Raw genomic sequence first — 13,029 nt, 5'->3', positions numbered from 1 at the left:
AGCCGTTATTTTGGTCGATCAAAATAACGGCTTTTTTGTTTCATTGCTGATGACAGAATGGACATGTCCAAATGGATTAACAATGTTTGTTTTAACCGCGGCCCTCGTTGTGGAGAAGATTGCATACGGGCAAGCAATCATAGCGGGCATCGGCGGTTTCTCATATGATATTGGATATCCTGGGAGTGGTGAATGAAACTTGAATAGGATTCAAAGAATTAAAAACACCTATTATGCGTTCAATATTTTGTATAACATGGGGATTATGGTGTTTGGCGAGACGTTATATTTATATATGAAGTCCATCCATGATAGTTATGCTGATATTAATCTGTTTTTATCCATTTTTTGGATTGTTGGTTTTATTACGGAAATCCCGTCCAACGTGATTGCGGATACTTTTGGAAGGAAAAAACGCTGATTAGCAGTTGCGTGATCAGGAGTATTGGCCTGTTCCTGCTGTTTTTTGATTGGGGAAATATGGTTTTTCTTATTCTAAGTGCGATTTTTACCTTGCCTGGCGAATCTTTAAGATCGGGCACAGTGGATTCATGGATGATAGATAGCATTCGTGAGGAAGAATAGGATTATCCGTTTGAAAAAGTATTTTCTAATAACCAAGTATTCGGGACAACTTTCACCTTATTAGCTGGATATGTTGGTACACAAGTTTTAGGGAATATCGATTTAAGCTATCCTGTTTTAGCGGGGGCTATTTTACTTTTATGTCCCATGGCCGTAGCCGTATTCTTTATGAAAGAACTGGCGCCGGTGGAACAAAAACAAGCAGGCACTTGAAAGCTGATTCAGCATCACCATGCATTTTCGCAGATGCCTGATTTTAAATATTGAGGCAAAGCTTGCTGGCAAATCGGATTCGTTCAGCAAACCCTAATGATTGGGAAATGAATCATTCGTATCATCAATCCGTTAAGATAAAAGAAGATCAAATTTTTTGCAATTGATGGAATGTACACCATTGCGCCAATGCGGGATAGATGTTATCATAGATAGAGCATTACCGTGAAACGCGAATGGTTTTGACAATGGAATAGATTGTCTTAAAGGAGGAGCCTGTCACCAAGGGATACGTATGTCCCGCGGTGGCAGGCTTTTTTGCTTTCCAGAGAAAAGAAAGGGAGTGGTTTGATGGTAATGGGATTGTCGGTTATTTTGTTATTGGTGCTGTGCCTGCCGTTTACAAAAATAGTGGAAAGGAATCTGGAAGCCTTTTTGTTCGTAATGGGCGTGGCAGCTTGTATTGTCAGCCGGTCATTTTCCTGGCATCTAGTGCAGGAAGCGCTACTGCACCCGCTCAATATCACGATTGCTGTGCTTGCGATGGGGCTTTTGTTCCGCTGGTTTGAGAAACCGATCGAAAAAGGGATCAGGCGGATCAGCCATGCGATGCCGTTTCGTTTGTTTATTGCGCTCTTTGTCATCATACTCGGTTTGCTGTCGAGCGTCATCACTGCCATTGTTGCCGCCATCATTCTTGTAGCGGTCATCCGTTTTTTGCGGCTTGACCGGAAGACGGAAGTCCGTTTGGTTGTCCTTGCCTGTTTAGCCATTGGCCTCGGGGCTGTGCTCACGCCGATCGGGGAGCCGCTTTCCACCATTGTCGTGAGCAAACTGGATGCAGACTTTTTTTACTTGCTGAGACTTACCGGCACTTCAGTGATCCCGGCTGTCATTGTTTTCGGCGTGCTGGCTGCTTTGATCGTCAAACCGGGGCAGTATTCAAGCGCCATGGAAACCGCGGCGGGAAAAGAACCGGGCATGGCCACCACGGAGGATGGAGGGTTAAAAGCTGAAACGGCTTCAGAATCATACAAGGAAATTGTCATCCGCAGTTTCAAGATTTACTTGTTTGTAATGGCGCTCACTTTGCTCGGGGCAGGATTTGAACCATTTATTGAAGCCTATTTGCTGGATCTCAGCCCGCGTGTCCTGTATTGGATCAATATGGTTTCCGCTGTTTTGGATAATGCCACCCTTGCCGCAGCCGAAATCAGCCCGGCGATGAATGATAAGGCGATTCAAGATATTTTGATGGGCCTGCTGATAAGCGGCGGAATGCTTGTGCCGGGGAATATTCCGAATATCATTGCCGCGGGAAAATTAAAAATCTCAAGCCTTGAATATGCGCGCTTTGCATTCCCGCTTGGCCTGGCAGCAATGGTCGTTTATTTTGTGATCATCCTTTTCCTGGTTTAAAATAAGGGTTTCGTAACGAAGTCCTTATTTGCCGGCAGGGGCAAAGATGGAGAAAATCCGGCTGCTGCTGAATATCCGGAACCCTTGGGCCTGGCCGGGAAAAGCAAGCGGTTTTTGCCCAGTAAAAAGCTCAATTCAGCTCTCTACTTCTGCAGCCGCAACTTCATCCATGCCGGAAATATGGCGGTATACATCCACCGTTGTATGTTTGTAGCTCGCCCGCGCCTTTAAATCGACTAAATGGGTTTGATCTTTTAAATCTTTGATCCGGATATTTTCAATTGTAATTTGCTGCTTCTCAATCGCATCGAGGACGCATGGTATGGCATCCCTGTTGCGGACGATAACTTTTATAATCAGGTCTTTATTGCGCAACTTTGTTTGCGCTGCTTTGCCCATTAAATAAGGGATGATTTCCACGCTGATGATAATGAGCACGACGCCGGCAATCGCCTCCATATAAAAACCGGCCCCGACAGCAATCCCGATGCCGCTCGCCCCCCAAATCATGGCGGCGGTGGTCAGGCCTGTAATGGTGTCATTGTCTTTTTTTAAAATCACCCCTGCCCCGAGAAAACCGATCCCGGAAACGATTTGTGCGGCAAGCCGGAGCGGGTCCATTGTAATCTGCACACTATGGGCATGGTTGAAAAGATAGGCAGACTGAATGGAAACAATGGTAAGGAGGCAACTGATAATTGAGATGACAAGGCTGGTTTTCAGTCCGAGCGGTTTCCGTTTTAATTCTCTTTCCAGCCCGATAATCAGCCCCAGCACGGCTGTAATTCCCAGTTTATATAAAATTTCCAAATCCCCAAAAACCATCCGGCTTCCCCCCTTGTAAAAAATACTGTTCAATGCTGCTTCTGCGCTATAAAATAAAAGTAAATAATCAAAAAAAGGAGAATTCGCAATTTGAATCCTTATATTGCTTTAATCGCGGGCGTACTTGCTGTCACATCCTCCGCCATTTTGGTAAAATACAGCACGGCGGATGCCGGTGTGATTGCTTTTTACCGGTTATTCTTTACCACCATCATCATGCTGCCAATCTTTCTGGCAGCCAGAAAGAAAGCGAAAATGCGCATGCTGAAAAAAGATTTGCTCTTTTCCATCAGTTCCGGGGCATTGCTCGCTTTCCATTTTATTTTATGGTTTGAATCGCTGGATTTGACATCGGTTGCAAGTTCGACTGTCCTTGTGACATTGCAGCCGGTTTTTGCATTTGCCGGCAGCTATTTTATTTTCCGGGAACCGCTCTCTCTTAAGGCGATTGTTTGTGCTGCATTTTCCATTTTTGGGAGCATCCTGATCAGCTGGGGCGATTTTTTCATCAGCGGAAAAGCGCTATACGGCGATGTTTTGGCGCTCGTCTCCTGCCTTTTTGTGACAGCTTATATGATGATCGGCCAGTACGTGCGGAAAAGGGCAGATGTAGTTCCATACACATTTATCGTCTACCTCGCATCAACGATGGTGCTGTTTTTCTATGTGCTTTTTGCAGGAGAAGCTTTTTACCCGTATTCCGCCCGCAACTGGATCTGTTTTCTCCTATTGGCCGTTTTGCCAACGCTTGCCGGGCACTCTGTTTTTAGCTGGGTTATCAAATGGATCAGTGCATCGGTTGTTTCTGTCGCGATCTTATTTGAACCGGTAGGCGCAGCCATTTTGGCATATTTGCTTTTTGGTGAAAAAATATCCTGGTTCCAGGCAATTGGCGGGATCATCATTTTGCTGAGCATTGCCTATTTTTTGGCCCGGGATCATGCTGAAAACCGCCGCGCTGTCAGGCTGAATGAAAAAAGCGAACCGGCCCGTTAGCCCCGGAACGCTTAAGACTTCGCCGCACTTGCGAGCGTTGAAACGCTTCGTGCACCCCGTGATAAAGCGAAGAACACAAAAACGCAAGAAAGTTTTGTATATAAAAATAGTATACCGTGCCGGGTACTTGGCCTACAACTGATACACTTGCAGCAGCTAAAGGCTGTTTTGGGGATTTACTTGTGCACCCCGGGATTTGGCCGGCAAACGATTATTCCCAATGGATGCTGGCGAATTTCTGGCATTCAATCAAGAAGGCGAATGGAAAAAAGGGAGCAGCGCAACAAGAACGAAAAAAAGAAGTTCCGCGTCTTAATCGGGGGTTGCAAGTCTCTTTCGGAGAGGAAAGGATGGAGAATGAGCAAGAAAAACCAAATTTTTTTAGCGATCCTTTTAATTTTGAGTGCGGCAGGTTTCATTGCCAATATGATCCTTAGCCCTGTCCCCCGCTGGCTTAAGGCTTACAACTTGTTAGTGGTCCTTGCCTGGGGTATGTTGATTTTCCGCACAGGAAAAGAAAAGGGCCGTTATTGGTAAAACTAAATCGATAAAGCCGCATGGTATGTTTGTCCTGTTTTATACAGAAAGGAAATGGAGGCGCCGGGTTTAAAATTTGCCCGCGAATTTCAAAAAAACTATTGCACAAATGCTCACGGCATGATATATTAATACTCGTCCGATAGCGAGCAAACAACATAACGTTGACAAGCTGTCTGGCATTTGATATAATAGAAAAGTCGCAGTCATAAAGATGTGACACAGATTGTTCCTTGAAAACTGGACAAAACGAAACGTCAAATTCTTTTTGAGCTTTTATCAAACATCTTTACTGAGAGTTTGATCCTGGCTCAGGACGAACGCTGGCGGCGTGCCTAATACATGCAAGTCGTGCGGACCTTTTAAAAGCTTGCTTTTAAAAGGTTAGCGGCGGACGGGTGAGTAACACGTGGGCAACCTGCCTGTAAGACTGGGATAACGCCGGGAAACCGGGGCTAATACCGGATAGTTTTTTCCTCCGCATGGAGGAAAAAGGAAAGGCGGCTTCGGCTGCCACTTACAGATGGGCCCGCGGCGCATTAGCTAGTTGGCGGGGTAATGGCCCACCAAGGCAACGATGCGTAGCCGACCTGAGAGGGTGATCGGCCACATTGGGACTGAGACACGGCCCAAACTCCTACGGGAGGCAGCAGTAGGGAATCTTCCGCAATGGACGAAAGTCTGACGGAGCAACGCCGCGTGAGTGAAGAAGGCCTTCGGGTCGTAAAACTCTGTTGCCGGGGAAGAACAAGTGCCGTTCGAACAGGGCGGCGCCTTGACGGTACCCGGCCAGAAAGCCACGGCTAACTACGTGCCAGCAGCCGCGGTAATACGTAGGTGGCAAGCGTTGTCCGGAATTATTGGGCGTAAAGCGCGCGCAGGCGGCTTCTTAAGTCTGATGTGAAATCTTGCGGCTCAACCGCAAGCGGTCATTGGAAACTGGGAGGCTTGAGTGCAGAAGAGGAGAGTGGAATTCCACGTGTAGCGGTGAAATGCGTAGAGATGTGGAGGAACACCAGTGGCGAAGGCGGCTCTCTGGTCTGTAACTGACGCTGAGGCGCGAAAGCGTGGGGAGCAAACAGGATTAGATACCCTGGTAGTCCACGCCGTAAACGATGAGTGCTAAGTGTTAGAGGGTTTCCGCCCTTTAGTGCTGCAGCTAACGCATTAAGCACTCCGCCTGGGGAGTACGGCCGCAAGGCTGAAACTCAAAGGAATTGACGGGGGCCCGCACAAGCGGTGGAGCATGTGGTTTAATTCGAAGCAACGCGAAGAACCTTACCAGGTCTTGACATCCTCTGACCTCCCTGGAGACAGGGCCTTCCCCTTCGGGGGACAGAGTGACAGGTGGTGCATGGTTGTCGTCAGCTCGTGTCGTGAGATGTTGGGTTAAGTCCCGCAACGAGCGCAACCCTTGACCTTAGTTGCCAGCATTGAGTTGGGCACTCTAAGGTGACTGCCGGTGACAAACCGGAGGAAGGTGGGGATGACGTCAAATCATCATGCCCCTTATGACCTGGGCTACACACGTGCTACAATGGATGGTACAAAGGGCTGCGAGACCGCGAGGTTAAGCCAATCCCAGAAAACCATTCCCAGTTCGGATTGCAGGCTGCAACCCGCCTGCATGAAGCCGGAATCGCTAGTAATCGCGGATCAGCATGCCGCGGTGAATACGTTCCCGGGCCTTGTACACACCGCCCGTCACACCACGAGAGTTTGTAACACCCGAAGTCGGTGAGGTAACCTTTACGGAGCCAGCCGCCGAAGGTGGGACAGATGATTGGGGTGAAGTCGTAACAAGGTAGCCGTATCGGAAGGTGCGGCTGGATCACCTCCTTTCTAAGGGGAAAAGCGTAGGGCGCTCGTTCATCGGCGTACGGATTTCGAAGTCTTCGACTGAGATAAAGGAAACACGATGAGCCTTAAAGGCGAATCGATGCCCGCTTATCGTAGGGAGAAGACGTAGAAATACGCTAGCCGATAGCGCCCGGAGCTAGACATAAAAGGAAAACCTTCGGTTTTCCGAAATTAAGTTTGGCGTTTCCGTTTTGTTCAGTTTTGAAGGTCCAATCCTTCAGTATGTGTTCTTTGAAAACCGGATAGGAGAAATAAACCAAGTAAACCGAGAATCGCTTATTTTTGGATTTAAACCTTTTATGGTTAAGTTAGAAAGGGCGCACGGCGGATGCCTTGGCACTAGGAGCCGATGAAGGACGGTACAAACACCGATATGCTCCGGGGAGCTGTACGTAAGCTTTGATCCGGAGATTTCCGAATGGGGAAACCCCCTGTCTTTAATCGGACAGGATTCCTGCCTGAATCCATAGGGCAGGAAGGGCACACCCGGGGAACTGAAACATCTCAGTACCCGGAGGAAGAGAAAGCAATTGCGATTTCCCAAGTAGCGGCGAGCGAACAGGAAACAGCCCAAACCGGAAGGCTTGCCTTCCGGGGTTGTAGGACACTCATATGGGAGTTACAAAAGAACGGGGTAAGTGAAGCGGCCTGGAAAGGCCTGCCGGAGAAGGTAAAAGCCCTGTAACTGAAACTTCGTTCTCTCCCGAGTGGATCCTGAGTACGGCGGGACACGAGGAATCCCGCCGGAATCCGGGAGGACCATCTCCCAAGGCTAAATACTCCCTAGTGACCGATAGTGAACCAGTACCGTGAGGGAAAGGTGAAAAGCACCCCGGGAGGGGAGTGAAAGAGATCCTGAAACCGTGTGCCTACAAGTAGTCAGAGCCCGTTAACGGGTGATGGCGTGCCTTTTGTAGAATGAACCGGCGAGTTACGGTCTCATGCAAGGTTAAGCTGAAGAAGCGGAGCCGCAGCGAAAGCGAGTCTGAACAGGGCGAAAGAGTATGAGGCCGCAGACCCGAAACCAGGTGATCTACCCATGTCCAGGGTGAAGGCAAGGTAACACTTGCTGGAGGCCCGAACCCACGCACGTTGAAAAGTGCGGGGATGAGGTGTGGGTAGCGGAGAAATTCCAATCGAACTTGGAGATAGCTGGTTCTCTCCGAAATAGCTTTAGGGCTAGCCTCAAGCGGAGAGTTTTGGAGGTAGAGCACTGTTTGGACGAGGGGCCCTCATCGGGTTACCGAATTCAGACAAACTCCGAATGCCAAAAACTTATGCTTGGGAGTCAGACTGTGAGTGATAAGATCCATGGTCGAAAGGGAAACAGCCCAGACCGCCAGCTAAGGTCCCAAAGTATACGTTAAGTGGAAAAGGATGTGGCGTTGCTTAGACAACCAGGATGTTGGCTTAGAAGCAGCCATCATTCAAAGAGTGCGTAATAGCTCACTGGTCGAGTGACGCTGCGCCGAAAATGTACCGGGGCTAAACGTATCACCGAAGCTGCGGATGGACACCGTTTGGTGTCCGTGGTAGGAGAGCGTTCTAAGGGCGTTGAAGCCGGACCGGAAGGACCGGTGGAGCGCTTAGAAGTGAGAATGCCGGTATGAGTAGCGAAAGAAGGGTGAGAATCCCTTCCACCGAATGCCTAAGGTTTCCTGAGGAAGGCTCGTCCGCTCAGGGTTAGTCGGGGCCTAAGCCGAGGCCGAAAGGCGTAGGCGATGGACAACAGGTTGATATTCCTGTACCGCCTCTTCACCGTTTGAACGATGGGGGGACGCAGGAGGATAGGGCAAGCGCGACACTGGTTGATCGCGTCCAAGCAGTTAGGCCGGTGCGGAGGCAAATCCTTCGCGCCAAGGCGGAGCTGTGATGGCGAGGGAAATTAAAGTACCGAAGTTCCTGATTCCACACTGCCAAGAAAAGCCTCTAGTGAGGTGAAAGGCGCCCGTACCGCAAACCGACACAGGTAGGCGAGGAGAGAATCCTAAGGTGAGCGAGAGAACTCTCGTTAAGGAACTCGGCAAAATGACCCCGTAACTTCGGGAGAAGGGGTGCTTTTTGGGGTGTATGCCCCGGGAAGCCGCAGTGAATAGGCCCAGGCGACTGTTTAGCAAAAACACAGGTCTCTGCGAAGCCGCAAGGCGAAGTATAGGGGCTGACACCTGCCCGGTGCTGGAAGGTTAAGGAGAGGGGTTAGCCGCAAGGCGAAGCTCTGAACTGAAGCCCCAGTAAACGGCGGCCGTAACTATAACGGTCCTAAGGTAGCGAAATTCCTTGTCAGGTAAGTTCTGACCCGCACGAAAGGTGTAACGATCTGGGCACTGTCTCAACGAGAGACTCGGTGAAATTATAGTACCTGTGAAGATGCAGGTTACCCGCGACAGGACGGAAAGACCCCATGGAGCTTTACTGCAGCCTGATATTGAATTTTGGTACAGCTTGTACAGGATAGGTAGGAGCCTTGGAAACCGGAGCGCCAGCTTCGGCGGAGGCATCGGTGGGATACTACCCTGGCTGTATTGAAATTCTAACCCGCACCCCTTACCGGGGTGGGAGACAGTGTCAGGCAGGCAGTTTGACTGGGGCGGTCGCCTCCTAAAAGGTAACGGAGGCGCCCAAAGGTTCCCTCAGAATGGTTGGAAATCATTCGCAGAGTGTAAAGGCATAAGGGAGCTTGACTGCGAGACTTACAAGTCGGGCAGGGACGAAAGTCGGGCTTAGTGATCCGGTGGTTCCGCATGGAAGGGCCATCGCTCAACGGATAAAAGCTACCCTGGGGATAACAGGCTGATCTCCCCCAAGAGTCCACATCGACGGGGAGGTTTGGCACCTCGATGTCGGCTCATCGCATCCTGGGGCTGTAGTCGGTCCCAAGGGTTGGGCTGTTCGCCCATTAAAGCGGTACGCGAGCTGGGTTCAGAACGTCGTGAGACAGTTCGGTCCCTATCCGTCGCGGGCGCAGGAAATTTGAGAGGAGCTGTCCTTAGTACGAGAGGACCGGGATGGACGCACCGCTGGTGTACCAGTTGTCTTGCCAAAGGCATCGCTGGGTAGCTATGTGCGGAAGGGATAAGTGCTGAAAGCATCTAAGCATGAAGCCCCCCTCAAGATGAGATTTCCCACAGTTTAACTGGTAAGATCCCTGAAAGATGATCAGGTTGATAGGTCCGGGGTGGAAGCGCGGCGACGCGTGCAGCTGACGGATACTAATCGATCGAGGACTTAACCACGAAAAGCGGAGGTGCCTTGTTTAGCCTCGACAAGCGAATGTTCTGACCGGCATGGAGCCGTCTTTTGGCTCCGTGGCGGGCAGGTGATTCGACCTCGAGGGGCTAGGCACCGAAGCTGGACAATTCTCAAAGTTAGAAGCAGAAACGCATTCTCCGTTTACAGTTTTTTCTCCCATCCGGTTTTCAGGGAACACATCCCAAAATTATACAGGTCCGGTGATGATGGCGGAAAGGACACACCCGAACACATCCCGAACTCGGAAGTTAAGCTTTCCAGCGCCGATGGTAGTTGGGGGTTTCCCCCTGCGAGAGTAGGACGTTGCCGGGCCATAATACGGAGGATTAGCTCAGCTGGGAGAGCGTCTGCCTTACAAGCAGAGGGTCGGCGGTTCGATCCCGTCATCCTCCATTTTTATGCCATCCCGGTTCAGGGGCAACCGGCTTTCTATCGGGAGGCCGGGGATACTGCCTTGTGACCGGCACATACTTGCGGGAATCCTGAAAGAAAATAGATATGTACATATTTAACCCAATATAGTATAATTTTCTTTGTGACAAGTAATGTCGTTATCGGAATATGAGCCATTAGCTCAGTTGGTAGAGCATCTGACTTTTAATCAGAGGGTCGCAGGTTCGAATCCTGCATGGCTCACCATTTATCTTATCTGCGGGTGTGGCGGAATTGGCAGACGCACCAGACTTAGGATCTGGCGCCGCAAGGCGTGGGGGTTCGACTCCCTTCACCCGCACTGTTTAGCACGATATGCGGAAGTAGTTCAGTGGTAGAACATCACCTTGCCAAGGTGGGGGTCGCGGGTTCGAATCCCGTCTTCCGCTCCATTTTATCCCGCCGGGGTGGCGGAATTGGCAGACGCACAGGACTTAAAATCCTGCGGTAGGTGACTACCGTACCGGTTCGACTCCGGTCCTCGGCATCAGTACCATGACAAATGCGCCCATAGCTCAATTGGATAGAGCGTTTGACTACGGATCAAAAGGTTAGGGGTTCGACTCCTCTTGGGCGCGCTTATTCCTCTTTCGGGAAGTAGCTCAGCTTGGCAGAGCACATGGTTAGGGACCATGGGGTCGCAGGTTCAAATCCTGTCTTCCCGACCATGAAGATGATCATAGTGGGGCCTTAGCTCAGCTGGGAGAGCGCCTGCTTTGCACGCAGGAGGTCAGCGGTTCGATCCCGCTAGGCTCCACCAAACAGGTCAAATAACGGCGGCGTAGCTCAGCTGGCTAGAGCGTACGGTTCATACCCGTGAGGTCGGGGGTTCGATCCCCTCCGCCGCTATATTTCGTATATCGGACCTTTAGCTCAGCTGGTTAGAGCAGACGGCTCATAACCGTCCGGTCGTAGGTTCGAGTCCTACAAGGTCCACCATTTTTTATTTTTTGCTTATCATACGGAGGAATACCCAAGTCTGGCTGAAGGGATCGGTCTTGAAAACCGACAGGCGGGTTACACCGCGCGGGGGTTCGAATCCCTCTTCCTCCGCCATTTCATTATTTATCATCGCGGGGTGGAGCAGTCTGGTAGCTCGTCGGGCTCATAACCCGAAGGTCGCAGGTTCAAATCCTGCCCCCGCAATTGGTCCCGTGGTGTAGCGGTTATCACGCCTGCCTGTCACGCAGGAGATCGCGGGTTCGATTCCCGTCGGGACCGCTTATTTTGGCTCGGTAGCTCAGTCGGTAGAGCAAAGGACTGAAAATCCTTGTGTCGGCGGTTCGATTCCGTCCCGAGCCACCATTGGTTTTCAATGAAAAATATATGGCGGTTGTGGCGAAGTGGTTAACGCACCGGATTGTGGCTCCGGCATTCATGGGTTCGATTCCCATCATCCGCCCTTTGATGCGGGTGTAGTTTAGTGGTAAAACCACAGCCTTCCAAGCTGTTGTCGTGGGTTCGATTCCCATCACCCGCTCCACTTTGGGCCTATAGCTCAGCTGGTTAGAGCGCACGCCTGATAAGCGTGAGGTCGATGGTTCAAGTCCATTTAGGCCCATCTATTCCGCAGTAGCTCAGTGGTAGAGCAATCGGCTGTTAACCGATCGGTCGTAGGTTCGAATCCTACCTGCGGAGCCATATGGAGAAGTACTCAAGTGGCTGAAGAGGCGCCCCTGCTAAGGGTGTAGGTCGCGATTAGCGGCGCGAGGGTTCAAATCCCTCCTTCTCCGCCATTTCTGGCCCGTTGGTCAAGCGGTTAAGACACCGCCCTTTCACGGCGGTAACACGGGTTCGAATCCCGTACGGGTCATACTGGTCACGAAGCTGTTCCGAAAACTGCCGGAGCAGCTTTTTTTTGCGTGTTTTTTCACTTCTGCAAACCTCTTTGCATCCCGCCAGAGGCTCCGGGCCCCGGTGCGGGAAAAGCGCAAAAAAACGGAGGAGTGCAACACTCCGCCGTTTTTTCAAATAAAATGATCAATTAAAAAACTGATGGATAATAGCAAACCAAAAATCGTGTTTGTCTGTGCGGTTGCTTTCATGGCAGGCAACATTTGCAACGGTTCACTTTTTCCAATAAAGCCTTTAATGGCCCGGACCGGCTTCGGTGTGCTGACAAAAACGAGCAGTACCCACGGGGTTACAACACCGAACAAAACGAGCCCGGCCATCCAGAGATAGGAAAGGGCAAACATTGCGGCCAGAAGCAGGATGGCTCCTTTCCGGCCGAGCAGAATGGCGATCGTTTTTCTGCCATTTGCTTTATCGCCGTCCAGATCGCGGATATTATTCGACAGCATAATGGCACCGATTAAAATCATAATCGGAATCGAAATAAATACAATCGGCCATGTGATCGTTTTTGTCTGGATAAAAAACGATATTAATATAATAATTACACCCATAAAAAAGCCGGAAATCAGTTCGCCAAGCGGCGTTGATGAAATTGGAAAAGGCCCTGCAGTGTAAAGATAAGCAACAAGCATGCAGACAGTGCCGATTACAGCAATCCACCAGGAACTTTGCGAGCAAATGTAAACGCCGATCAGCATGGCTGCACCGAAAAAAGCAAAGGCGAGGTGGAGCACCGTTTTCGGTTTGATGCCGTTTCTGACAATTGCCCCGCCGATCCCGACGGAATGCTCGGTATCAAGGCCGCGTTTGTAATCGTAATATTCATTAAACATATTGGTTGCTGCCTGAATTAACAGGGTTGCAACCAGCATTGCAGCAAACAGCAGCAGATTGATGCGGGCAATGCCCAAAGCCAGTACTGTCCCGAGAATGACAGGCACAAAACCGGCCGTTAAGGTATGGGGCCGTGTTAATTGCCACCAGATCCGCCAGCCTTTGTCAGGGCCGATTGCTGGAGAAGATTGCGCATTCATCTTCTTACTCTCCTTTTATGCT

The 13,029-nt window shown here is 50.3% G+C and carries 6 protein-coding genes, 20 tRNA genes and 3 rRNA genes; 27 read left to right on the top strand and 2 right to left on the bottom strand.

Going from position 1 to position 13,029, the window contains the following annotated elements; all coding sequences use genetic code 11:
* Nucleotides 1-199: 199 nt before the first annotated feature.
* Both NSQ19_RS10510 and NSQ19_RS10505 read left to right on the top strand, forming a co-directional pair.
* On the top strand, nt 200-421 hold the full coding sequence (locus tag NSQ19_RS10510; RefSeq protein ID WP_340702820.1) for a hypothetical protein: 222 nt from the start codon (nt 200-202) through the stop codon (nt 419-421).
* A 728-nt stretch (nt 422-1,149) separates the two neighbouring features.
* Nucleotides 1,150-2,217, top strand: a complete 1,068-nt coding sequence (locus NSQ19_RS10505) for a DUF1646 family protein (protein WP_340702819.1) — start codon at nt 1,150-1,152, stop codon at nt 2,215-2,217.
* A gap of 135 nt (nt 2,218-2,352) precedes the next feature.
* Here NSQ19_RS10505 and NSQ19_RS10500 read toward each other — a convergent pair whose 3' ends face one another.
* Nucleotides 2,353-3,042 carry an MgtC/SapB family protein gene (locus tag NSQ19_RS10500; RefSeq protein WP_029142729.1) on the bottom strand — a complete coding sequence of 230 codons (690 nt, stop codon included), beginning with the start codon at nt 3,040-3,042 and terminating at the stop codon, nt 2,353-2,355.
* A 90-nt stretch (nt 3,043-3,132) separates the two neighbouring features.
* On the opposite strand from NSQ19_RS10500, the gene NSQ19_RS10495 reads away from it, so the two are divergent.
* From NSQ19_RS10495 to NSQ19_RS10375, 25 genes are all read left to right on the top strand, one after another.
* On the top strand, nt 3,133-4,038 hold the full coding sequence (locus NSQ19_RS10495) for a DMT family transporter (RefSeq protein ID WP_328013482.1): 906 nt from the start codon (nt 3,133-3,135) through the stop codon (nt 4,036-4,038).
* A 261-nt stretch (nt 4,039-4,299) separates the two neighbouring features.
* Nucleotides 4,300-4,575, top strand: a complete 276-nt coding sequence (locus NSQ19_RS10490; RefSeq protein ID WP_235962297.1) for a hypothetical protein — start codon at nt 4,300-4,302, stop codon at nt 4,573-4,575.
* Nucleotides 4,576-4,863: 288 nt separating this feature from the next.
* Nucleotides 4,864-6,417: ribosomal RNA gene (locus NSQ19_RS10485) — 16S ribosomal RNA — on the top strand.
* A 319-nt stretch (nt 6,418-6,736) separates the two neighbouring features.
* A 23S ribosomal RNA gene (locus NSQ19_RS10480) occupies nt 6,737-9,668 on the top strand.
* Between the two features lie 212 nt (nt 9,669-9,880).
* Nucleotides 9,881-9,996: ribosomal RNA gene (rrf, locus tag NSQ19_RS10475) — 5S ribosomal RNA — on the top strand.
* The 16S, 23S and 5S rRNA genes sit together here with 20 tRNA genes alongside, the layout of an rRNA operon.
* A gap of 8 nt (nt 9,997-10,004) precedes the next feature.
* A tRNA-Val gene (locus tag NSQ19_RS10470) sits at nt 10,005-10,077 on the top strand.
* A gap of 170 nt (nt 10,078-10,247) precedes the next feature.
* Nucleotides 10,248-10,323, top strand: a tRNA-Lys gene (locus NSQ19_RS10465).
* Nucleotides 10,324-10,335: 12 nt separating this feature from the next.
* Nucleotides 10,336-10,417 (top strand) — tRNA-Leu (locus NSQ19_RS10460).
* A 16-nt stretch (nt 10,418-10,433) separates the two neighbouring features.
* Nucleotides 10,434-10,508: transfer RNA gene (locus NSQ19_RS10455), tRNA-Gly, on the top strand.
* 9 nt (nt 10,509-10,517) lie between these two features.
* Nucleotides 10,518-10,603: transfer RNA gene (locus NSQ19_RS10450), tRNA-Leu, on the top strand.
* 17 nt (nt 10,604-10,620) lie between these two features.
* Nucleotides 10,621-10,694: transfer RNA gene (locus tag NSQ19_RS10445), tRNA-Arg, on the top strand.
* Nucleotides 10,695-10,707: 13 nt separating this feature from the next.
* Nucleotides 10,708-10,784 (top strand) — tRNA-Pro (locus tag NSQ19_RS10440).
* A 16-nt stretch (nt 10,785-10,800) separates the two neighbouring features.
* Nucleotides 10,801-10,876 (top strand) — tRNA-Ala (locus NSQ19_RS10435).
* A gap of 15 nt (nt 10,877-10,891) precedes the next feature.
* Nucleotides 10,892-10,965, top strand: a tRNA-Met gene (locus tag NSQ19_RS10430).
* Between the two features lie 13 nt (nt 10,966-10,978).
* Nucleotides 10,979-11,055: transfer RNA gene (locus NSQ19_RS10425), tRNA-Ile, on the top strand.
* 24 nt (nt 11,056-11,079) lie between these two features.
* Nucleotides 11,080-11,172 (top strand) — tRNA-Ser (locus NSQ19_RS10420).
* Nucleotides 11,173-11,188: 16 nt separating this feature from the next.
* Nucleotides 11,189-11,262, top strand: a tRNA-Met gene (locus NSQ19_RS10415).
* 2 nt (nt 11,263-11,264) lie between these two features.
* Nucleotides 11,265-11,337 (top strand) — tRNA-Asp (locus NSQ19_RS10410).
* Nucleotides 11,338-11,345: 8 nt separating this feature from the next.
* Nucleotides 11,346-11,421, top strand: a tRNA-Phe gene (locus tag NSQ19_RS10405).
* Between the two features lie 24 nt (nt 11,422-11,445).
* A tRNA-His gene (locus NSQ19_RS10400) sits at nt 11,446-11,518 on the top strand.
* A 7-nt stretch (nt 11,519-11,525) separates the two neighbouring features.
* A tRNA-Gly gene (locus NSQ19_RS10395) sits at nt 11,526-11,599 on the top strand.
* Between the two features lie 4 nt (nt 11,600-11,603).
* Nucleotides 11,604-11,677: transfer RNA gene (locus NSQ19_RS10390), tRNA-Ile, on the top strand.
* A 5-nt stretch (nt 11,678-11,682) separates the two neighbouring features.
* Nucleotides 11,683-11,757: transfer RNA gene (locus NSQ19_RS10385), tRNA-Asn, on the top strand.
* A gap of 3 nt (nt 11,758-11,760) precedes the next feature.
* Nucleotides 11,761-11,852, top strand: a tRNA-Ser gene (locus NSQ19_RS10380).
* Nucleotides 11,853-11,857: 5 nt separating this feature from the next.
* Nucleotides 11,858-11,929: transfer RNA gene (locus NSQ19_RS10375), tRNA-Glu, on the top strand.
* Nucleotides 11,930-12,083: 154 nt separating this feature from the next.
* On the opposite strand, the gene NSQ19_RS10370 is transcribed toward NSQ19_RS10375, so the two are convergent.
* Nucleotides 12,084-13,007: a 1,4-dihydroxy-2-naphthoate polyprenyltransferase gene (locus NSQ19_RS10370; RefSeq protein WP_265114962.1), complete on the bottom strand. Its 924-nt coding sequence runs from the start codon at nt 13,005-13,007 to the stop codon at nt 12,084-12,086.
* Between the last annotated feature and the right edge of the window lie 22 nt (nt 13,008-13,029).

The sequence above is a fragment of the Weizmannia sp. FSL W8-1119 genome (assembly GCF_038008605.1).
Lineage (GTDB): Bacteria > Bacillota > Bacilli > Bacillales > Bacillaceae_C > Weizmannia > Weizmannia coagulans.
This window is presented reverse-complemented; position numbering and strand designations above follow the sequence as displayed.